The organism is Ruegeria sp. YTSA144, assembly GCF_059610125.1.
The window spans coordinates 1-19,877 of record NZ_JBXWNA010000016.1 but is presented as its reverse complement, the minus strand read 5'-3'; the positions used below and the strand labels follow the sequence as shown (position 1 = coordinate 19,877).

Here is a 19,877-nt window from a genome sequence, read left to right as displayed (position 1 = left end):
GGGGCAACAGGATGCCAACGACATACCGCGATCAGTTCTTCACCTTTGATCCCGCAAACCCACCGCCAGGGGGAACCGCCGTCACTGTCAGCAGTTTAAACCTGACTGACGTGAATGATGACAATCTTATTGACGCGCCCAGTGGCGATACGGTCAACGGACAAGACGTAACAAATTCCTGGCCGGGGGATACTGTTACGATCAACGTGTCAGGCGTCGGGAACGTGACCTATACAGGAACCACTTTCTACCTGGCCGATGGATCACGGGTTTTCACCCCCACAGACAACCAGGTGCTTCAGCCTGGAACGCTGGTATCGACCACTTTTGTCAATACATCGGGCCCCCTGAATGTCGGAAATCTGGGACCGCCGTGTTTTACGGCAGGGACCATGATCGCGACACCGGAAGGTGAGCGCGCGGTTGAGGATTTTAAGGCTGGTGATCTGGTCATCACGGTGGATCACGGACCACAACCCTTGATCTGGATCGGGTCTACAACCGTCGCAGCCGAAGGCAAACTGGCCCCAATCCGTTTCGATGCGGGGGTGTTCGGTCTGGATCGCCCCTTGCTGGTTTCACCGCAGCACCGGATGCTGATCGAAGACTGGCAGGCGTCCTATCTGTTCGGCCATACCGAAGCGCTGGTTCCGGCGCATACCCTGGTCAACGATGACACGGTGAAACGGGTCGAGGGCGGTGAGGTTGAATATTTCCACCTCTTGTTCAAACAGCATGAGATCGTCATCGCCAACGGAGCAAAAAGTGAAAGCTATTACCCCGGGCACGCGTTGTCGGCCTCGGATCGTGAAACGCAAAGCGAGGTGCTGCACTTGTTTCCCGAGTTGGCAGGGCTTGATCCGATGTCGCTGAAAACCGCGCGCCCGATCGTTCATCCGCGCGAGGCGCGTGTTTTCGCGATTTAGGCCGTTTCAAACCGGAACCCTGCGTCGTATAGCTGAGGCATGGCGAAGAAAGCAGCCCGCAAATCCGGCGGTAAAAAAAGCAAGGCATCCAGAAAGAAAGTACCGGTGGCGCGGCAGATTCGCCGCTGGGTAGCGCGCACGGCCATGGCAGTCGTGTGTCTCGTGGTTGGTCTGGTCCTGATTTATTCGGTCGTGAACCCGCCCGTGACTCATACCATCTGGTCGGAATGGCGCCGGCTGGGAAAGGTTGAACGCGAATGGGTGCCGATCGAGGATATGGCCCCGATCATGGCAAGATCGGTTGTGGCGGCTGAGGACGCAAATTTCTGTCTGCATTGGGGATTTGACGTTGAAGCCATTCGCGATGCGCTTGAGGATGGCGGAAGTCGCGGTGCGTCGACCATCACGCAACAGGTGGTGAAGAATGTGTTCCTCTGGCAGGGCCGCAGCTGGGTGCGCAAGGCTTTGGAAACCTCGATCACGCCGTTGGTTGAGATATTCTGGAGCAAGCAGCGTATTCTTGAGGTGTATCTGAATGTCGCCGAAACCGGAAATGGCGTGTTTGGGGTCGAAGCTGCGGCGCAACGCTATTTCAACACCAGCGCGGCAAAGCTGACTTCGGTTCAGGCGGCACGGATTGCCGCAATCCTGCCGTCCCCGCGCAACCGGTCGGTCACGGACCCGACTGCGCACACCCGCAGACGGGCGGCTTCAATCCTCGATGGGGCGGCCACCATCCGCGCAGATGGTCGCGCGGATTGTTTCGAGGATTGAAACCCGCTATCTGCCAAGGGTAAATCTGTCGGGTATTCACTGGTTCGAATGGAAGTCCATGGCGCGTCTGTTTCACGTTCCCCTCTCTCCGTATTGCCGCAAGGTCCGTCTGTCGCTGGCGGAGAAGAAGATCGAGGTTGAGCTGGTAGAAGAGCGATACTGGGAACAGGATCCCGACTTTCTGCGGCGCAACCCGGCGGGAAAAGTACCCGTTTTGCGTCTGGACGGCCAGATCATGTCGGAAAGCGCGGCCATCTGCGAATACATCGAAGAAACCCGGCCTGAGCCAGCTTTGATGCCGAAAAACCCCGAAGCCAGGTTCGAAGTGCGACGGCTGGTCGGATGGTTTGACGACAAGTTTCACCACGAGGTGACATCGAAGCTGTTGTATGAGCGAGTGAACAAAAAGGTGACAGGGCAGGGGTGTCCGGACAGCAAGAATGTCAAACAAGGTGCCAAGGCGATCAAGTACCATCTGGATTACATGGCATGGCTGCTGGATCACCGCCGTTGGTTGGCCGGGGATCAGATGACATTGGCGGATTTCGCGGCCGCCGCGCATCTGTCTTCGCTGGATTACATCTCGGACGTGGACTGGAACCGCAGTCAGGTGGTCAAGGACTGGTATGCCAAGATCAAGTCTCGACCGGCATTTCGGTCAATTCTGGCGGATCAGGTGCCAGGGTTCCGACCACCGCCCCATTACGCTGATCTGGATTTCTGATAGGGTGCGCAAGGGGGGCCGTCTGCCCCCCATCGCGCCGTGGGCGCGATTCCCCCCGAGGATATTTTTGGCCAGATGAAGAGCGGATCGGATCTTAAGGAAAAGCTGGTGCAACAAGCCTTGGCAGAGGGGTTTGTTGCCTGTCGCGTGTGCCGCCCTTGGGATGTTCCACAGGTGCCGAAACGCTTGCGGGCATATCTGGACGCCGGATACCACGGGCAAATGGGATGGATGGCCGAACGCACACATTGGCGTGGCGATCCTGCCGCCCTTTGGCCCGAGGCGCAATCGGTGGTCATGTTGGCCGAAAGCTATACGCCGGAACATGACCCGACGGAGATTCTGAAACACCCGGATCGTGGTGCAATTTCGGTCTATGCGCAGAACAAGGACTATCATGATCTGGTCAAGAAGCGGCTGAAGCGGTTGGCGCGATGGCTGATTGCCGAAGCCGGCGGCGAGGTGAAGGTATTTGTCGATACCGCGCCGGTTCCCGAGAAGGCGCTGGGATATGCCGCCGGACTGGGGTGGCAGGGCAAGCATACCAATCTTGTAAGCCGCGAATGGGGAAATTGGGCCTTTATAGGGTCTGTTTTTTCTACTCTGAACCTGCCAGCAGACAATTCAGAGATCGATCATTGCGGGTCGTGCCGCGCCTGTCTGGACAGTTGCCCGACCGATGCGTTTCCGGCCCCGTATCAACTGGATGCACGGCGGTGCATTTCCTATCTGACCATTGAACATAAAGGCCCGGTCGACCATGAGCTGCGCGGTAAGTTGGGCAATCGGATCTATGGCTGCGACGATTGTCTGGCGGCCTGTCCATGGAACAAGTTTGCCGTCGCCGCGAGCGATATGCGCTATGCCGCCCGGGACGATCTGAAAGCGCCCGGTTTGGAAGAACTGGCAGCGCTGGACGATGCTGCTTTTCGTGCAAAGTTTTCGGGCTCGCCGATCAAACGTATCGGGCGGGACCGGTTCGTGCGCAACGTTCTGTATGCCATTGGAAACTCGGGACAGTCGAAATTGAAAACAGTGGCTCAGCGTCTGTTGGAAGACCCCGACGAGACCGTGGCCGACGCGGCGCGCTGGGCGGTGGAACAACTGTCATAATTGCCGCAAACAGGCTGGACGTGTCGTGCATAACCGCTACACCCATCCCCAGCGAACAGTGAGGAGGACCCGATGACGGTGTCTTTGGGGGTAGATACGGGCGGGACCTATACCGACGCGGTATTGATCAGGGATGAGAAAGAGGTCATCGCCTCGGCCAAGTCGCTGACCACCCGGGCGGATCTGGCGATTGGTGTGGGCAAGGCGATCTCGTCTGTGCTGGCAGAGGCGCAGGTCACGCCGGATCAGATCTCGATGGCGTCATTGTCGACGACGCTGGCCACGAATGCTCTGGTCGAGGGGCAGGGCGGCCGTGTCGCGTTGATCTATATCGGGTTCAAGGACAGTGATCTTGAAAAACACGGGTTGAAAGAGGCGTTGAAAGGCGATCCGGCCCTGGTGAGTGCCGGTGGGCATACCCATTCCGGTGGGCAGGCTGCGGCCTTGGATATCGCAGCGCTTGAGGCCTTTTTGAACTCGCATAAGGGGATTTCCGGCTTTGCGGTTGCTGCCCAGTTCGCCACCCGCAACCCGGCGCATGAGTTGGAAGCGGCGCGCATGATCTCGGAAAGAACCGGGGCGCCAGTGACCTGTTCGCATCATTTGTCCGCCAAGCTCAATGGTCCGAAACGCGCGGTGACGGCTGTGCTGAATGCGCGGCTGATCGGGATGATCGACCGCCTGATCGGGCGTGCACAGGATCAGCTGCACGCGCTGGGGATTTCGGCACCGATGATGGTGGTGCGCGGGGATGGCGCCCTGATGAGCGCGGAACAGGCGCGGGAACGGCCGATTGAGACTATCCTCAGCGGGCCTGCGGCTTCTATCGTCGGGGCGCGGTGGCTTACCGGAGCGGAGAATGCGCTGGTCTCGGACATCGGGGGAACCACCACTGATGTGGCGCTTATCCGGGACGGAAAGCCCGCGATCGACCCGGCCGGGGCGCAGGTGGGTGGGTTTCGCACCATGGTCGAAGCCGTGGCGATGCGAACCCACGGTCTGGGCGGCGACAGTCAGGTTCATGTTGCGACCGAAGGGTTGCGGGGCGGTGTTTTCCTGGGCCCGCGTCGCGTGTTGCCCGTTTCGCTGATCGCATCAGAAGCACCCGACGTTGTGCATTCAGTACTGGATGAACAATTGCGGGCCACGACCGTGGGCGAGCATGATACGCGCTTTGCCCGCCGCGTGCCCGGCATCCATGCTGAAGGAGTAGGTGCGCGGGAAGAAAGCCTGTTGGAGAGGCTGGGAGATCACGTTCTGCCCCTGAGCGCCCTGCTGCGGTCGCGGATGGAGAACGGGGCGCTGATGCGCCTTGTCGATCGCGGAATCATCCAGGTGTCGGGGGTTACGCCATCTGATGCCAGCCACGTGTTGGGGCGGGTTCGTGCCTGGGATGTCGATGCGGCGCGCAAGGCATTGGACCTGATGGCGCGCAAACGGGTCGGGTCAGGGGATATGTTGGCAAACTCTCCCGAAGCGCTGGCCCAGATGATCGTGGATCAATTGACGGAACAGACCAGTTTGACCTTGTTAGAGGCTGCTTTTGACGAAGAGCAGGTTGGTTTTGGTTTGCCTTCGCAAGACTTGGCGCGTCATGTGCTGACACAGCGCGGGTTGGCACAACACCGTGGGTTGCTGTCGCTGAGTGCTGCTTTGAATGTGGATGTGGTGGGCCTTGGGGCGTCGGCCCCCAGTTACTACCCTGCCGTAGGTGAGCGGCTGCATTGCCGAATGATCCTGCCGGAACATGCGGGCGTGGCCAATGCGATTGGTGCTGTCGTGGGGCGGCTGACTCTGCGTCGCTCGGGCACGGTCACATCCCCGGCGGAAGGGCGATATCGTGTGCATCTGGAGGATGGCCCGAAGGATTTCGCCGCGTCAGAGGACGCCCTGGCCCTGTTGGAAAAGGTTTTGATGTCCGAAGCAGAGGGCGCAGTACGAGAAGCCGGCGCAGAAGACATTCGCGTGATCGTGGATCGTGACATCAAAACCGCGCGAGTCGAGGCAAAGGATGTTTTTGTCGAGGCCCTGATCACGGTCGAGGCAAGCGGACGTCCGAGGGTGGCCGCAGGCTAGCCCCCCTGAAAGCTTCAGAGGGGCCGGGTAGGTGGTGCTTTACTCTGCTGCGCTTGAGCGTTTGGGCAGGACCCAATCCTGACGCGGGAAGTGGCAGGTATAGCCGTTCGGGATCCGCTCCAGGTAATCCTGATGCTCTGGTTCGGCTTCCCAGAAGTCTCCGACGGGTTCGACCTCGGTCACGACTTTTCCAGGCCACAAGCCGCTGGCATTCACGTCGGCGATGGTGTCCAAAGCCACCTGTTTCTGCATGTCATCCACGTAGTAGATCGCAGATCGATAGCTCATGCCGATATCGTTGCCCTGACGGTTGACCGTGGTCGGGTCATGGATCTGAAAGAAGAATTCCAGCAGGTCGCGATAACTGATCCGAGACGGATCGAACCAGATCTCGATCCCTTCCGCGTGGGTGCCGTGGTTGCGATAGGTCGCGTTGGGCACGTCGCCGCCGGTATAGCCGACCCGTGTACGCGACACGCCCGGCAGTTTGCGGATCAGGTCCTGCATCCCCCAGAAGCAGCCCCCGGCCAGTACAGCGCGTTGCTCGGTCATCAGATATCCTCCACATGAATCAGGTATTCGCCATAACCTTCGGCTTCCATCTCATCCCGATGAATGAACCGAAGCGAGGCGGAGTTTATGCAGTACCGCAAACCACCATGTTCAAGCGGACCGTCCGGGAAGACATGCCCCAGATGGCTGTCGCCGTGTTTCGAACGAACCTCGGTCCGGATCATGCCATGCGTGGTATCGCGGAACTCTTCGACATGTTCGTGCACGATCGGCTTGGTGAAACTGGGCCATCCGCACCCGGATTCGTATTTGTGGGTCGAGGCAAACAGCGGTTCACCTGATACGATGTCCACATAAATGCCCGGTTCTTTGTTGTTCAGGTATTTTCCGGTGCCCGGACGTTCCGTACCACTGCGCTGAGTGACATGAAACTCTTCGGGCGAAAGCGCAGCAATGGCCGTGGGGTCTTTGGTATAGCGAGTCATGGATCCTCCGGCTGAAATAGTGTTTGCGCCATTATCTGGGGGCTGCGGGGTGGAAAGCAAAGCGATATTTCAAACCGCTCTCGCAGTCGTGCAAGTGATCTGAACAACAAAGTCGCGCGTATCAGGATGAAAGGGAGGACAAGACATGATGAGATTGCTGCTTTTGACTGCCCTGATGTTGCTGGGCCGCGCCGTTCAGGCGGCGCCGCTGACCGGTGAGTTCGACTCGATCGACGGAGGCACATTGGCCATCGAAGATTGGCGCGGCCAACCTGTGCTGGTGGTCAACACCGCGTCGCAATGTGGGTTTACCGGGCAATACAAGGCGCTGCAAAAGGTACATGAGGTCTATTCCGGCAAAGGGCTGGTCGTTCTTGCGGTGCCGTCGGATTCGTTCAATCAGGAGCTGGAAACGGCAGGTGAGGTCAAACAGTTCTGCGAGATGAACTATGGGCTAACCCTGCCGATGACGGATATCACTCCGGTCAAAGGGGCTGAGGCCCACCCGTTCTATAAGGCCGTTGCCGCGCAGACCGGGTTCACGCCCAAATGGAACTTCAACAAGATCCTGATCGATTCTGAGGGTGAAGTCGCGGCGACCTTCGGGTCAAATGTAAAACCCGATTCCCGCAAACTGCTGTCTCAGGTCGAAGCTTTGCTGCCCTGAGCGGGCTGGCGTGAAAGCTGAACCGCAAGAATGCCAAGGGTTGTAACGGCAACGCCAACCGCATCCATGGAGCCTAGCTTCTCGCCCAGCAGAATCGCCGCGATGGTGACCCCGAACACAGGGTTCAAAAAGTGGAAGGTGGCAGCGCGAACGGCTCCGATCCGGTCCAACAGCAGGAACCAGATCAATGTCGCCAGCAATCCGGGGAAAAGGGTTGTGTAGGTAAAGGCCAGCGCCAGTGGCAACGTCGGGTGGATGTAGATGGTTTCAAAGACCGGAGCAGCCACAAACAGCGCGGCTGAACCAACCAGCATTTGCAGGCCGACGACCATCATGAAGTTCCCGCCGGACGTTGCACCGCGAACGGCCAAGGTTGCGAAGGTCAAGGCAAGAGCACCCAAACCGCAAAGCGCGACCCCGAACATATCAACGCCCGCGCTGATCCGACTGCTCATGATAAGGGCGACTCCGGCGAAACCGGCGAACAGACCCAAAACACCCAATGGCCGCAGCTTTTCGCCGAAAATCAACCACCCCGCCAGCGCCACCAACAAGGGCATGGTGGATGCGATTATGGCCGCGACCGATGCCTCGACCGTTTGCATTGCATAGAAATTCAGACCCAAATACAGGGCATTTTGGCAGATCCCGAACAGGATCGTTGCGCGCCATTGGTTTCGGGTCAGGTGCCAGCTTTGCCCCATCGAGCGGGCAATCATGACCCCCAGAACACCCGAGATCAGAAACCTCAAGGCCAGCGAAAACAGAGGGGACGCATCCGCCACGATGATCCGCGCCGAGGTAAAGGCAGATGACCAGATCAGGGCAAATGTCAGCCCCATGGCTATGGCGCGCAGATCCATGGAGACCCCCTGTCACTTCGCGCGGACTGTCCCTGATTTCGGGATCGGTCGCAAGCGGTGCGCGTCAAAAAAGACACATGCGTGATGCAAGAAAAACCTTGTGCATGTTTATATTGATTGACTAGCCAATTAAAGATATCGGCGGCACGATCTGACATATCAAGGGAGGTTTGTCGGTGCTTCTGGAGTACATTCTATCTTTCGGCGTCCTGCTGGCATTGGGCCTGGTCGCTTTTTTCGTCGTGAAATGGTGGAACCTGCGCTGTGTCGGCGTGACACCGGTTCATCTGTTCACGTTCATCGCGATCCTGTTCACATCCGGTCTGGATGTCGGTCTGATCATGTTCCCACTTACCGAATTTGGTGGATATGCCGAAGACCCGGCTTACGCCTTCGCGAACCCGCTGGCCATCGAGTTCGGATTCTGGGGTTTTTTGATCTGGGCCTTCTATTTCCTGACCGCCTTCTACTTCTGCGTGATCGAACCCCGCGTGAGGTTCTTTGAGATCCCGCTGGTCAAGCTGATCAACAACGTGGTCATCATCGGCACCTGCGCCTTCACCGCCAGCCTGTTCCTGATCTACCTGCCCGGCTATCTGCCCGAGGTCGGAGATGGTGAATCCGTCGTCACCACCTTCTACATCATCGTGTTTGTCGTCATTCTGGCGGCGGCCTATTCCTCGACCGATCTGAAATACGTTCGCATCCTGTCCGTCGGTTCGACCTTTCTGTTCCTTGCCCTGATTCTGGGCATGTGGGCAGCCGCAGGCATGGGCGTGACCGGGTTCGTGGAAACCGGCAGCAATATCGGGGCCTATTTCGCCAACCTGCACAAGTTCGTCCTGCCGTTGACCGACTATCATGCGTTCTACCTGTTCTGGTGGTTTGCATGGTCGATCATGATCGGACAGTTTACGTCGCGCTTCGTGGGTGGTCTGACCACGTGGCAGTTGCTGGCCGCGCTGTTGATCTTCCCGTCCATCCCGCTGGGGATCTGGTTCACCGTTCTTTACTATTACCACCTGAACGGCATCAGCACCGCAGGCATCACCAACATTGCGATGGTTATCGTGGGTGTGACGTTCGTGATCAACTCATTGGACTCGCTGATCCGTCTGTACACCGACAACCTGAACCTGACCGTCGAGCGGTTCGGAAAGGCGATCTATGTGGCTGGCAACGTCGCGCTGCTGTTTGTCCTGACCCTGCTGTTCCAGAGCCAGTGGCTGCAAATCCAGTGGATCGGAGCGGTCGTGGTTGGCCTGTATCTGGCCTGCGTCGTCTATATCCTGATCACCAAACGCCAGGAGGTGATGAGTATCGATTCAATGCCAGAAGACCGTGATCTGGACTTCCACAAGGTTGAAACGGTCCACTGACCGGACCAGAGACACGGAACAGAAACGGGCGCCTTTGGTGCCCGTTTTTGTTTTGTCCGCACACTCTCACTGCTCCGAACAATTTGCAGGCTTTTCAACCACGCGGCATCCCAAACCGGGCGGCGGCTGCCTTTGCGATACGATCAAAAGGAATGTTGCCCGCGGTGCGATCAACCGACCCGTGAAATGAGGTTGGGCAAGGCTATTCGTCAACCGCCGGATAGATGAACCCGTTTACCGGGTAGGGATTGCCGTAACGGCCCGGTTGGCTTTCAACCCGGACCAACGTCCAGTCATTGTTTTTCGAGACATCCTTGACGCCCATTTGCAACGACACCTTGTTGCGGTGCCAATTTGCATGATTCACGATGACTTCCCGATCGGAGACGATATCGGATACGACAGCCACATGGCCCAGGGGCATCCCGCGGGTTGCCCGAAACGACATTACCGCACCAACAACCGGTTCCTTGCCGCGCTCGAACACTTTCTGCGCCTTCCGCCACCAGTCCTTCGCATTGCCACGAATTTCAATACCGCTGAGGTCTCGGGCGTAGGGCACGCACCATACTCTTTGCCCTCGGGCCCGCTTTTTCGAGACCTCTTGCAGCGCCATCAACTGACGTTCGGGATCGAGATTCTCATAGTTGGTGTTTTGCGCACAGGCAGAGACAAGAGTGATTAAACCCACCGCAATCGCGGAACGGGCACTGCCGGACAAGCGCGGCCAAGTCGTTTTCTTTCTACAGACGCTGTTTTGCAAGATGCTTCATTGCCGGTTCGAAGATTGACGAAGTTGTAAGATGATCGGACAAGCCTTGAAAAGAGGCCCGTCAACGCACGGCAAGATTTTGCCAGTTGTCCGACCCAGGTTCAGGTCAATGGCTGCCCTTGAAGGCGCATTTTCCCCTTGGTGGCGAATTCCGGCCCGACACATGCTGTGCGAAACGGGCTCAAAACCCGCAGGCACAAAACATTCAAGACGATAGAAAAAGGGCCCCCCGAAGGCGGCCCTTTATCGTTGACTGGAAAAGCTGAAATCAGCCGTTCACGCTGTCTTTCAGCGCTTTGGCGATGGTCATTTTCACAACCTTGTCGGCTTCTTTGGTGAAGGTCTCACCAGTGGCCGGGTTGCGAACCTGACGCTCGGGGCGTTCGCGGCAGTAGATTTTTCCGACGCCGGGCAGGGTCACTGCGCCACCGGCCGAAACTTCGCGGGTGATCAGGCCGGTGATGGCCTCCAGCGCGGAGTTCGCGGATTTCTTGTCGGTTCCCATTTCCTCAGCGAGAGCAGCAACCAGCTGAGTCTTTGTCATAGGCTTTGCCATTTCTTGGTCTCCTTAACGTGCCCGATCTATAGGGCCTCACCGCGTAACTGTAACGGGATATTGTGGCCAAACACAACGAATAGTAGCGCTGAAACCCCTAAAAATATGGGGAAAACGTTGCTTTTTTGCGTCAGAGGAAGGCCGTTTCGTCGAAGGAGCGCAATTTCCGGCTGTGCAAACGCTCCAACGGCATGCCGCGCAGATGTTCCATCGCCTTGATGCCGATGGCCAGATGTCGGCTGACCTGAGTGGTATAAAACGAAGACGCCATGCCCGGCAGCTTCAATTCCCCGTGCAGGGGTTTGTCCGAAACGCACAGCAAAGTGCCGTACGGAACGCGGAACCGATAGCCGTTCGCGGCAATGGTGGCACTTTCCATATCCAGCGCGATTGCCCGGGATTGGCTGAGTCGCTGGACCGGACCGGACTGATCGCGCAACTCCCAGTTTCGGTTGTCGACCGAGGCCACAGTGCCCGTCCGCATGATCCGCTTCAGCTCATACCCTTCCAGTTTGGTCACTTCGGCCACGGCGTGTTCCAGCGCCACCTGTACTTCGGCCAGAGGCGGGATCGGCACCCAGACCGGCAGATCGTCATCCAGAACCTTGTCTTCGCGCAGATAGGCGTGGGCCAGAACGAAATCACCCAAAGCCTGCGTATTGCGCAACCCGGCGCAGTGACCAACCATCAGCCACGCGTGTGGGCGCAGAACTGCAATATGGTCGGTGGCGGTCTTTGCATTGGATGGGCCAACACCGATGTTCACCAACGTAATTCCCGAACCATCTTCGCGCTTCAGGTGGTAGGTCGGCATTTGCGGCAGTTTCAGCGGTTGTTCGATAGGTGTCTTGGGGTCCGTGATCTCGGCATTGCCGGTTGAAACAAAGCTGGTATAGCCGCTGGCAGGATCCGCCAATTGCTCGCGGGCGTAGTTTTCGAATTCCGAGACATAGAACTGGTAGTTCGTGAACAACACGTGGTTCTGAAAGTGACCTGCGTCAGTTGCGGTATAGTGTGCCAGCCTCGCAAGCGAATAATCCACACGTTGAGCGGTAAAAAGAGACAAGGGTCCAACGGCATCATCATGGTCATGTACGCCATTGACGATGTCATCATTGGTGGTTGTCAGGTCCGGAACATCAAACACATCGCGCAGGGTGAAGTCGGCCGCGCCCTGATGAGGCACGACAAGATCGGGATTGTTTGCCACGGCAAAATGCACCGGAATCGGTGTGTCCGACGCCGCAATCGTCACAGGCTGGCCATGGTTCTTGATCAACAGTGCGATCTGTTGCGTCAGGTAGGATCTGAACAAATCCGGGCGTGTCACCGTCGTGGCGTGAACGCCGGGTTCGGACACGTGACCAAAGCTCAGGCGGCTGTCGACTTGGGCATAGGTCGAGGTTTTGATGCGAATTTCCGGGTAATAGGCTCTGTATCTCGCGGCGGGCGCCCCATTTCCCATGGCGTCCGCAAAGCTGTCGCACAGGAAATCGGTGGCCTGCACGTACAGCTCTTCCAGCCGTGCAACAGCGGCGGCGGGATCGGTAAACTGTTCTGGCGCGGGTGCTTGCGGTGTCAGGAGTGTCGTCATGCCAATGGTTCCAGAAGTTCTATTTTTTCGAATGTGCGTACGTCGACCAACCCGAGATCCGAGATTCGAAGCTCGGGAATCACGACCAGCGCCAGCAATGAATGCTGCATGTACGCGTTGTTCAGATGACAGCCGCAGTCCTGCATCGCCTGCACCATCCTGTCGGCCTTGGCTGCGACTTCGGCGGCAGGGCTGTCGGACATAAGGCCTGCGATGGGCAGCTCGACCAGCGCCAGTTCCTGCCCGTCCCGGAACAAGGTGATGCCACCGCCCACTTCGGCCAGGCGGTTGGCGGCCAGCGCCATCTGATCCCGGTCCGTACCGACGACGATCATGTGATGACTGTCATGCGCCACGGTCGAGGCCATGGCCATTTTTCCCTGATAGCCAAAGCCCGAAACAAAAGCATTGGTGACGCCACCGGTGGCCTGGTGCCGCTCGACCAGCGCAATTTGGCACACTTCGCCTTCGCCCTCGACCAGCCCGCCAATGATCGGTAATTCAGCCTTCAATGCCTCGGTCGGGGCCTGGTTTTCCACCACGCCGATGACGTTGGCCTGAACTTTGTTGGCCCCTTCCGGTGCCTTGATCTCAAAATCGGCCGACGTCAGTTCATGCCCCAGATGCACGGTGTTGCGTGATTTTTCGGGCCAGTTCAGATGTGGACAGTCCACTTTGATAGAACCGTTTTCCGCGACCACCTGCCCGCGGGCCATCACCATCTCAATCGGCAACTCAGTCAGATCCGAGCTGAGGATGATATCCGCCCGCCGCCCCGGAGTCACGGAACCAATCTCGCGTTCCAGCCCGAAATGCGTTGCCGTGTTGATCGTCGCCATTTGCAACGCGATCAGCGGGTCACACCCGCAGGCAATGGCATGACGTACGACGCGGTTCATATGCCCGTCATTTACCAATGTGCCGGAATGACAGTCATCCGTGCACAGAATGAAGTTGCGCGGATCCAGCCCTTTTTCTGTCACGGCAGTAATCTGGCTTTCCACATCATACCAGGCCGAGCCCAGACGCATCATCGAGCGCATCCCCTGGCGAACCCGTGCAATGGCGTCGGCCTCGCACGTGCCTTCGTGATCATCTGCGGGGCCACCCGCCACGTAAGCCGCAAAATCAGGCCCTAAATCGGGCGAAGCATAGTGCCCTCCGACTGTTTTCCCGGCCCGTTGAGTGGCTGCAATCTCGGCCAGCATCTTGGGATCACCATGGATCACGCCCGGGAAATTCATCATCTCACCCAGTCCGATGATACCCGGCCAGTTCATCGCCTCGGTCACGTCTTCGGGCGTGATTTCATAGCCCGTCGTCTCCAACCCCGGTGCGGATGGCGCGCAGGATGGCATCTGAGTGAATATATTGACCGGTTGCATCATCGCTTCGTCATGCATCATGCGCACGCCGTCCAGACCCAGCACGTTGGCGATTTCATGCGGATCGGTGAACATGCTGGTCGTTCCATGCGGGATGACGGCCCGGGCGAACTCGGCGGGGGTCAGCATGCCGGATTCGATATGCATATGCGCATCACACAAGCCGGGCAGAATGTAGCGCCCTTGTGCTTCGATGATTTCCGTATCCGGCCCCACGCAATGCGAGGCATCCGGCCCGACGAATGCAATGCGCCCGGCAGCAATCGCCACGGAATGATCCGGCAGCAATTCGCGGCTGTGTACGTTCGCCCAGATTCCGCCCTGAATGACCGTGTCCGCCGCCTCACGTCCGGCTGCAACTGCGATCAATTTGGGGGCGACATCGGGCCAGCTTGGGAAAGGTGTGTATTCCATGGCTCAACTTTCACGAATGCGCCAGCGGGTGCAACCCCGGTTCTTCGGTGTTGGGGATTCCTCATGTGTATTGGGTATGCTTTCTGGTCCGGGCGCGCCCGCAGCGCGTCAGCGCTGCCCTGCCCAACCTACGAAGATGCCCCGGCGGGGCATTGCCGTTGGGCGGGAGTACTTCCCTTTATGCCGCAGACCAGATCTCACGCCGCACCCAGTTGGCAAAGGCCACGGCGCCGGGTGTGTCCTCGGCCTGTGGGGACAGCAGCAGATAGTAGGACTCGGGCATTCGAACGCGGTGCTCAAATGGCGCAACCAGTTGACCGCGCTTGATCAGATGACTGGCGATCGTGTCATGTGCCAGGCAAAGACCACCGCCAGCCATGACCGCTGACAGGCAAACCAGGTAGGTCGTCGCGTAGGTTATCGGCGGATTTTCCCAATTCAGACCCTGATCTTCCGCCCAACTTGGCCAGTTGGACAGCAGGTTGGAGCAGTCGAAAAGTGGCTGTTCCTGAAGGTTTTCCAGGCATACCGGATATCCGGGAGCGCAGACCGGATAATAGTGTTCGGTGCACAGAATTTCGGTTCGGACCGTATCCGACGGACGAAGCGAGAACCGAATCTCGACCGCTGCGCCTTCGGCCATTTCGCGCGGTTCCCAAAGCTCGGTGAAGACGTTCAATTGAACATGTGGATGTTCCGCCCGAAATGCCGGCAGGCGCGGGGCCAGCCAGTTGACGGCAAAGCTGATGTTGCATTGCACTTGAACCGCGTTTGGTTGCGCACCGGTAACTGCCCGGGTTCCGCGCATCAGTGTCCGAAAGGCATCTCGCACAACTGGCAGATAGGTGATTCCGGCCTCGGTCAGTTCCAATGCTTTGGGTCGACGCAGAAACAGTGGCTGCCCCAGATGCCCCTCCAAAGATTTGATCTGCTGGCTGACGGCGCTTTGCGTCATGTTCAGGTCTCGTGCCGCGCCGGTAAACGAGAGATGGCGTGCGGCGGCTTCGAAAGTGCGCAACCAGCCAAGCGGCGGCAGCTTGTTCTGCATCGACATAACCTCGGCATAAGTTCAGCTAATGGGATAGTCGTGTTTTTTTCGTTGGTCAAACTGCCGGACCCCATGCAGGTTTGGCCACGACCAGCCGCGAAAGGAGCCGAGCATGAGCCTCACCAGTCTTCGTCCCAATATCGACCATTGGTCCGAGCGCGTGGATATGGCCGCCGCCTTCCGCTGGACGGCCCGGCTGAACATGCATGAGGCGGTTGCCAACCATTTCAGCCTGGCGGTGAATGATGACGGCACGCAGTTTCTGATGAACCCCAATCAGGTGCACTTTGCGCGCATTCGTGCCTCGGATCTTTTGTTGCTGGATGCCAATGACCCGCATGTGATGGAACAACCAGGTGCCCCGGACCCGACGGCCTGGGGGCTGCACGGCTCAATCCACCGCCACTGCCCTCATGCGCGTTGCGTCATGCATGTGCATTCGATCTTTGCAACCGTTCTGGCCTCATTGGCCGACAGTTCATTGCCGCCGATCGATCAGAACACGGCGACCTTTTACAACCGTTACGTGGTTGATGAAGAATTCGGAGGTCTGGCCTTTGAAAGCGAGGGTGAGCGCTGCGCCGGGATGCTGTCCGATCCCAGGAAGAAGGTCATGATCATGGGCAATCACGGTGTTCTGGTCATCGGCAGCGACCCTGCCGACACCTTCAACAGGCTGTATTATTTCGAACGCGCGGCCGAAACCTACATTCGTGCCTTGCAGACCGGGCTGCCCCTGCGCGTATTGTCCGATGAGATTGCCGAGAAAACAGCGCAAGAGCTGGATGCCTATCCCGATCAGGCCGAGGCGCACCTGCGTGAGATCAAAGTGATCCTTGATTCCGAAAGTTCGGACTACGCGACCTGAGGCAAAGCGATGCGCCTGGTCGAAGCGGGGGGTTTGATTGCATCCGAATAACCGGACTCAAACCCGTTCAAACAAAGCGATCAAAGCGGTGTCATCCTTGTTGGGGCCAGCCGCGAGATCTCCGTATATGCGGACTTCGGGCAGGGTCAGGTTGCGAATCTGATCCTGTTCCAGTTTGCGGAAAGCGTCAGCAAAACCCAGTTCCTTGTAATGGCGCGCATTGATCGAAAGGGCAAACTGCGCCCCGTGCCGCGCCACGCGTAACAGTTCGGGCAACACCTCAGGGCCCAAATGACCATGTGTGAAAGTGCCGGATGAAACTATGCCGGAATATCTGTGACGCGGAACGGGGATGCCCTGTGTCAGATCAGCCTCGATCGCGTCCCGGTAAATGTCCTTGCGCATCGCCTGATCCAGCATCTCTGCGCTGATATCGGTTGCATCAATGGGTCCGACGCCTAGCGCCGACAGCACCGCGCCGCACAGGCCGGTTCCTGCGCCGACATCCAGAACGGGCCCCTGACCGCCCGCGCCGACAAATGCCCGCGCCGTGTGGGTGTGAAGCTGATAGTCTTCGCGCGCGGCGAAACCGTCATCATAATCTCCTGCCCATTCCGCATAGAGCTGTCTGTTCTCGTCCGGAGAACTCAGCGCGTAGGCCGAATGCAGGTCAGGTGTTTTTTTGCTCATGACCAACAGAAAGGCGCATTCGAAGATTCGATTCAAGTGCGTCCATGCGGCGCTTGCATCCCGGTACGGCGCAGATCATCAAAGGGGCATGACCAAGACGCTCTTTTCCTTCGGCCATGGCTATTCTGCCCAGGCCCTGTCCCGAAACCTTGCCCCGAAAGGCTGGAAAACTGTTGGCACGACGCGAGACCGTGAAGGGATGGCCGCAATTCGGGCCTCTGGCGCCGAGCCGCTGATCTGGCCGGGTGAGGCACCGAACCTTGATGGGGTGAGCCATTTGCTGATCTCGACGGCGCCAGTTGAAGCGGGTGATCCGGTTTTGGCGGCGCTGGGCGATGAAATCGCCAAGCGGTCCAGTCAGTTCGAATGGGTGGGCTATTTGTCGACAACGGCCGTCTATGGCGACCATCAGGGTGGCTGGGTGGATGAGGACACACCACCTGCACCGACCGCCAAGCGCGGCAGATGGCGTATGCTGGCCGAGGCGCAATGGTCGGCCATTCCGGGCCTGCCTGTTCATGTCTTCCGCCTGGCGGGTATCTACGGGCCGGGGCGCGGGCCGTTTTCCAAGCTCAAGCGTGGTGGGTTGCGGCGCATTATCAAGCCGGGGCAGGTGTTCTCGCGCATTCATGTGGAAGACATCGCGCAGATCCTGGAAGCTTCGATGATGAAGCCGAATCCGGGACGGGTCTATAATGTATGTGACGACGAACCGGTCCCGCCGCAGGATGTCATAGGCTATGCTGCCGAGTTGCAGGGTCTGCCCCTGCCTCCTGCGGTCCGGTTCGACGACGCCGATCTGTCGCCGATGGCGCGCAGTTTCTACAACGAAAACAAGCGGGTTCGAAACGACCGGATCAAGGAAGAACTGGGTATTGATCTGATCTATCCCAATTACCGTGTCGGGTTGGAAGCCCTGATGAAAGGCAAGTAGCGCCGTTACATCGCCGCCGCTTTGATCATGTCGGCCGCTTTTTCGGCTATCATGATGGTGGGTGCGTTTGTATTGCCCGATACCAATGTCGGCATCACCGAGGCATCGACGATCCGCAGGCCTTCAAGCCCTCGTACGCGAAGCTGGGGGTCGACGACCGCCATTTCGTCTACGCCCATCTTGCAGGTGCCCACCGGGTGATAGATCGTGTCGGCGCGGGCGCGGATGTGCTCCTCCCAATCCTGATCGGTCTGGGCGGTATCGGTGCCGAACAGTTCTTTGTGCCGATACTTGGCCAAAGCTGGCGCGTTGAGGATATCCCGCGCCATTCGCGCGCCTTTGATCATGGTTTGCAGATCGCGTTTGTCCGACAGAAACCCCGGATCGATGGCGGGGGCCACCATGGGATCTGCGCTGTTCAGGCCTACGGTCCCCCGACTTTCCGGTCGCAGCTTGCAAACATGGCAACTGTACCCGTACCCGTAATGCAGTTTGCGGGCATGATCATCGACCATTGCGATGGTGAAATGCAGCTGAATGTCGGGACGCTCCAGATCGGGGGTGGTTTTCAGAAACGCTGCGCCTTCGGCAAATGGGGTGGCCGCCATCGAGACGCCCGTCTTGCTCCACCTTTGAATATGTCTCAACAACCGCGCTGCCCCTGCGGGGCCGATACCAAAATTGTCGGTGTCCATGGTTTTGAAGATCAACGCGAAATCCAGATGATCCTGCAAGTTCTGCCCCACGCCAGGCAGTTCGTGGTGAACAGCGATTCCGTGCGGCTCAAGATCGCTCGTTGCACCAACACCCGAAACCTGAAGCAGTTGTGGCGATTTCAAAGCGCCTGCGCACAGCAGGACTTCGCGCTTCGCCCGGATGGTGATGTCTGCGCCCTTGCCTTTCGCCCGGTATACAACGCCCGTCGCGCGCTTGCCTTCAAAGCGCAGCCTGCTGGCATGTGCATGCGTGATGACCTTCAGGTTCGGGCGGTCGGAAACTGGAAAAAGATAACCAGCCGCCGCAGAACACCGTTCTCCATTCTTTGCCGGGTCGTGAAACTGGGTGACCTGGTACAGGCCGACGCCTTCGTTGTCGCCGCGGTTGAAGTCTTCGGTATGGCGGTGTTGCAGCTGCTGTGCGGCTTGAATGAACGCATGGGTGATTGGACGAGGCTCTTTTTGCCGTGAAACCTGTAACGGCCCGCTGTCACCATGCACGCTGTCTGCGCCAAGCTCATTGTTTTCGGCCCGTTTGAAATATGGCACTACACTGTCCCAGTCCCAGCCGTCGCAGCCCAGATCGGCCCAGCCATCATAGTCCTGCCGCTGACCGCGTACATACAGCATGGCGTTGATCGCGCTCGAGCCGCCCAGTGCCTTGCCGCGAGGTTGATAGCCTCTGCGCCCGTTCAGACCGGGCTGCGGGACCGTTTCAAAGGCCCAGTTGTTGATTCTGGGGCGCCCCGGAAGTGCGGTCACGACAGCGGCAGGCATTCTGACGAAAAGACTTTTCCCACCACCACCCGCTTCAAGCAGGCAGACACTTGTGGATGGATCTTCGCTCAGGCGGTTGGCCAGAACCGAGCCGGCCGAACCGCCGCCTACGATGATATAGTCGAAATCCATTCTGTCTTGCGCACCTCTTGCGACGTATTCGTTTCATTGACTGGTCGGGCAAGGTTACCACCTTCCCGGTGAGAGTGCGTTAATGGAGCAAAAAAACAACTGTGACCCAAAGTCAGTTTTTGCGTAACCCAGCCTTTTCTTGAGGGTCAGGTCCGGGCTGCACGAAAGGTGCGGAAAGGTTTTGCAGATCGTTTCTGTCTGCCGAACCTCTCGATTCCCCCGCAGGGGCGAGTCTTAGGGTTCCTTCTTGGGAAATCCGCACGTTCCAGGTGGCCTGAGAATCTTGATTTGTCAAACTAACTCATTGTTTTAGTTAATAAACACAAGAAATCGACGCGAAATGCAAAGTTTTTTGAAAATGGGGGTTGCAGGTCTCAGGCCTAATCCGTAAATACCCCTTCACCGGCGCTGCTGAGGCGGTGCTGATGGGTCGGATAGCTGGCCTGACGGACTGGAAAGACGGTTGAGACG

At 58.2% G+C, this 19,877-nt stretch carries 19 protein-coding genes; 9 read left to right on the top strand and 10 right to left on the bottom strand.

What is annotated here, in order from left to right:
- The first annotated feature begins 11 nt into the window (after positions 1-11).
- The 5 genes from AC2FF8_RS19880 (at position 12) to AC2FF8_RS19860 (ending at position 5,613) form a co-directional block, all read left to right on the top strand.
- Positions 12-926, top strand: coding sequence for a Hint domain-containing protein (locus tag AC2FF8_RS19880; RefSeq protein WP_496880557.1), 915 nt, complete (start codon positions 12-14; stop codon positions 924-926).
- 39 nt (positions 927-965) lie between these two features.
- Positions 966-1,700, top strand: a complete 735-nt coding sequence (mtgA, locus tag AC2FF8_RS19875; protein WP_496880556.1) for a monofunctional biosynthetic peptidoglycan transglycosylase — start codon at positions 966-968, stop codon at positions 1,698-1,700.
- Positions 1,701-1,758: 58 nt separating this feature from the next.
- The gene (fzlA, locus tag AC2FF8_RS19870; RefSeq protein WP_496880568.1) at positions 1,759-2,424 is read left to right on the top strand and encodes an FtsZ-binding protein FzlA; all 666 of its coding nucleotides are present in this window, start codon (positions 1,759-1,761) and stop codon (positions 2,422-2,424) included.
- A gap of 75 nt (positions 2,425-2,499) precedes the next feature.
- On the top strand, positions 2,500-3,537 hold the full coding sequence (queG, locus tag AC2FF8_RS19865; RefSeq protein WP_496880555.1) for a tRNA epoxyqueuosine(34) reductase QueG: 1,038 nt from the start codon (positions 2,500-2,502) through the stop codon (positions 3,535-3,537).
- Between the two features lie 72 nt (positions 3,538-3,609).
- Positions 3,610-5,613, top strand: coding sequence for a hydantoinase/oxoprolinase family protein (locus AC2FF8_RS19860; protein ID WP_496880554.1), 2,004 nt, complete (start codon positions 3,610-3,612; stop codon positions 5,611-5,613).
- A gap of 39 nt (positions 5,614-5,652) precedes the next feature.
- On the opposite strand, the gene msrA is transcribed toward AC2FF8_RS19860, so the two are convergent.
- Together msrA and msrB are read right to left on the bottom strand one after the other, a co-directional pair.
- Positions 5,653-6,165: a peptide-methionine (S)-S-oxide reductase MsrA gene (gene msrA, locus AC2FF8_RS19855; RefSeq protein WP_170345951.1), complete on the bottom strand. Its 513-nt coding sequence runs from the start codon at positions 6,163-6,165 to the stop codon at positions 5,653-5,655.
- Positions 6,165-6,611, bottom strand: a complete 447-nt coding sequence (msrB, locus tag AC2FF8_RS19850; RefSeq protein WP_496880553.1) for a peptide-methionine (R)-S-oxide reductase MsrB — start codon at positions 6,609-6,611, stop codon at positions 6,165-6,167. Before msrB ends, msrA begins: the two co-directional genes overlap by 1 nt.
- A 145-nt stretch (positions 6,612-6,756) precedes the next feature.
- On the opposite strand from msrB, the gene AC2FF8_RS19845 reads away from it, so the two are divergent.
- Positions 6,757-7,278: a glutathione peroxidase gene (locus AC2FF8_RS19845; RefSeq protein WP_496874069.1), complete on the top strand. Its 522-nt coding sequence runs from the start codon at positions 6,757-6,759 to the stop codon at positions 7,276-7,278.
- Here the strand turns inward: AC2FF8_RS19845 and AC2FF8_RS19840 are convergent.
- The gene (locus AC2FF8_RS19840; protein ID WP_496880552.1) at positions 7,254-8,141 is read right to left on the bottom strand and encodes a DMT family transporter; all 888 of its coding nucleotides are present in this window, start codon (positions 8,139-8,141) and stop codon (positions 7,254-7,256) included. The two genes, AC2FF8_RS19845 and AC2FF8_RS19840, sit on opposite strands and share 25 nt — an antisense overlap.
- Positions 8,142-8,323: 182 nt before the next feature.
- On the opposite strand from AC2FF8_RS19840, the gene AC2FF8_RS19835 reads away from it, so the two are divergent.
- Entirely contained in the window at positions 8,324-9,520 is a 1,197-nt protein-coding gene (locus AC2FF8_RS19835; RefSeq protein WP_496880567.1) for a BCCT family transporter, read from the top strand.
- A gap of 202 nt (positions 9,521-9,722) precedes the next feature.
- On the opposite strand, the gene AC2FF8_RS19830 is transcribed toward AC2FF8_RS19835, so the two are convergent.
- The 5 genes from AC2FF8_RS19830 to AC2FF8_RS19810 all read right to left on the bottom strand — a co-directional run bounded on the left by AC2FF8_RS19830 (position 9,723) and on the right by AC2FF8_RS19810 (position 15,289).
- The gene (locus tag AC2FF8_RS19830; RefSeq protein ID WP_480685484.1) at positions 9,723-10,082 is read right to left on the bottom strand and encodes a CHAP domain-containing protein; all 360 of its coding nucleotides are present in this window, start codon (positions 10,080-10,082) and stop codon (positions 9,723-9,725) included.
- A gap of 478 nt (positions 10,083-10,560) precedes the next feature.
- Positions 10,561-10,848, bottom strand: coding sequence for an HU family DNA-binding protein (locus tag AC2FF8_RS19825; RefSeq protein WP_117871130.1), 288 nt, complete (start codon positions 10,846-10,848; stop codon positions 10,561-10,563).
- 130 nt (positions 10,849-10,978) lie between these two features.
- Positions 10,979-12,442 (bottom strand): AMP nucleosidase, encoded by a 1,464-nt coding sequence (locus tag AC2FF8_RS19820; protein ID WP_496880551.1) that lies wholly within the window; start codon positions 12,440-12,442, stop codon positions 10,979-10,981.
- On the bottom strand, positions 12,439-14,241 hold the full coding sequence (gene ade, locus AC2FF8_RS19815; protein WP_496880550.1) for an adenine deaminase: 1,803 nt from the start codon (positions 14,239-14,241) through the stop codon (positions 12,439-12,441). The genes AC2FF8_RS19820 and ade overlap by 4 nt, the downstream gene beginning before the upstream one ends.
- A 178-nt stretch (positions 14,242-14,419) precedes the next feature.
- Positions 14,420-15,289: a LysR substrate-binding domain-containing protein gene (locus tag AC2FF8_RS19810; RefSeq protein ID WP_496880549.1), complete on the bottom strand. Its 870-nt coding sequence runs from the start codon at positions 15,287-15,289 to the stop codon at positions 14,420-14,422.
- A gap of 112 nt (positions 15,290-15,401) precedes the next feature.
- Here AC2FF8_RS19810 and AC2FF8_RS19805 point away from each other — a divergent pair, with 112 nt between their 5' ends.
- A complete protein-coding gene (locus AC2FF8_RS19805) occupies positions 15,402-16,157 on the top strand; it encodes a class II aldolase and adducin N-terminal domain-containing protein (protein WP_496880548.1) in 756 nt (251 codons plus the stop codon).
- Positions 16,158-16,214: 57 nt separating this feature from the next.
- Here the strand turns inward: AC2FF8_RS19805 and AC2FF8_RS19800 are convergent, their stop codons facing one another.
- Positions 16,215-16,847 carry a class I SAM-dependent DNA methyltransferase gene (locus AC2FF8_RS19800; RefSeq protein ID WP_496880547.1) on the bottom strand — a complete coding sequence of 211 codons (633 nt, stop codon included), beginning with the start codon at positions 16,845-16,847 and terminating at the stop codon, positions 16,215-16,217.
- Between the two features lie 88 nt (positions 16,848-16,935).
- On the opposite strand from AC2FF8_RS19800, the gene AC2FF8_RS19795 reads away from it, so the two are divergent.
- The gene (locus AC2FF8_RS19795; RefSeq protein ID WP_496880546.1) at positions 16,936-17,781 is read left to right on the top strand and encodes an SDR family oxidoreductase; all 846 of its coding nucleotides are present in this window, start codon (positions 16,936-16,938) and stop codon (positions 17,779-17,781) included.
- 5 nt (positions 17,782-17,786) lie between these two features.
- Here the strand turns inward: AC2FF8_RS19795 and AC2FF8_RS19790 are convergent, their stop codons facing one another.
- Positions 17,787-19,406 carry a GMC family oxidoreductase gene (locus tag AC2FF8_RS19790; RefSeq protein WP_496880545.1) on the bottom strand — a complete coding sequence of 540 codons (1,620 nt, stop codon included), beginning with the start codon at positions 19,404-19,406 and terminating at the stop codon, positions 17,787-17,789.
- Between the last annotated feature and the right edge of the window lie 471 nt (positions 19,407-19,877).

Bases quoted from the DNA above. Each gene is read 5' to 3' on its own strand.
- AC2FF8_RS19880 (WP_496880557.1), top strand. From the start codon at position 12: ATGCCAACGACATACCGCGATCAGTTCTTCACCTTTGATCCCGCAAAC.
- mtgA (WP_496880556.1), top strand. From the start codon at position 966: ATGGCGAAGAAAGCAGCCCGCAAATCCGGCGGTAAAAAAAGCAAGGCA.
- fzlA (WP_496880568.1), top strand. From the start codon at position 1,759: ATGGCGCGTCTGTTTCACGTTCCCCTCTCTCCGTATTGCCGCAAGGTC.
- queG (WP_496880555.1), top strand. From the start codon at position 2,500: ATGAAGAGCGGATCGGATCTTAAGGAAAAGCTGGTGCAACAAGCCTTG.
- AC2FF8_RS19860 (WP_496880554.1), top strand. From the start codon at position 3,610: ATGACGGTGTCTTTGGGGGTAGATACGGGCGGGACCTATACCGACGCG.
- msrA (WP_170345951.1), bottom strand. From the start codon at position 6,165: ATGACCGAGCAACGCGCTGTACTGGCCGGGGGCTGCTTCTGGGGGATG.
- msrB (WP_496880553.1), bottom strand. From the start codon at position 6,611: ATGACTCGCTATACCAAAGACCCCACGGCCATTGCTGCGCTTTCGCCC.
- AC2FF8_RS19845 (WP_496874069.1), top strand. From the start codon at position 6,757: ATGATGAGATTGCTGCTTTTGACTGCCCTGATGTTGCTGGGCCGCGCC.
- AC2FF8_RS19840 (WP_496880552.1), bottom strand. From the start codon at position 8,141: ATGGATCTGCGCGCCATAGCCATGGGGCTGACATTTGCCCTGATCTGG.
- AC2FF8_RS19825 (WP_117871130.1), bottom strand. From the start codon at position 10,848: ATGGCAAAGCCTATGACAAAGACTCAGCTGGTTGCTGCTCTCGCTGAG.
- AC2FF8_RS19820 (WP_496880551.1), bottom strand. From the start codon at position 12,442: ATGACGACACTCCTGACACCGCAAGCACCCGCGCCAGAACAGTTTACC.
- ade (WP_496880550.1), bottom strand. From the start codon at position 14,241: ATGGAATACACACCTTTCCCAAGCTGGCCCGATGTCGCCCCCAAATTG.
- AC2FF8_RS19810 (WP_496880549.1), bottom strand. From the start codon at position 15,289: ATGCAGAACAAGCTGCCGCCGCTTGGCTGGTTGCGCACTTTCGAAGCC.
- AC2FF8_RS19805 (WP_496880548.1), top strand. From the start codon at position 15,402: ATGAGCCTCACCAGTCTTCGTCCCAATATCGACCATTGGTCCGAGCGC.
- AC2FF8_RS19800 (WP_496880547.1), bottom strand. From the start codon at position 16,847: ATGAGCAAAAAAACACCTGACCTGCATTCGGCCTACGCGCTGAGTTCT.
- AC2FF8_RS19795 (WP_496880546.1), top strand. From the start codon at position 16,936: ATGACCAAGACGCTCTTTTCCTTCGGCCATGGCTATTCTGCCCAGGCC.
- AC2FF8_RS19790 (WP_496880545.1), bottom strand. From the start codon at position 19,406: ATGGATTTCGACTATATCATCGTAGGCGGCGGTTCGGCCGGCTCGGTT.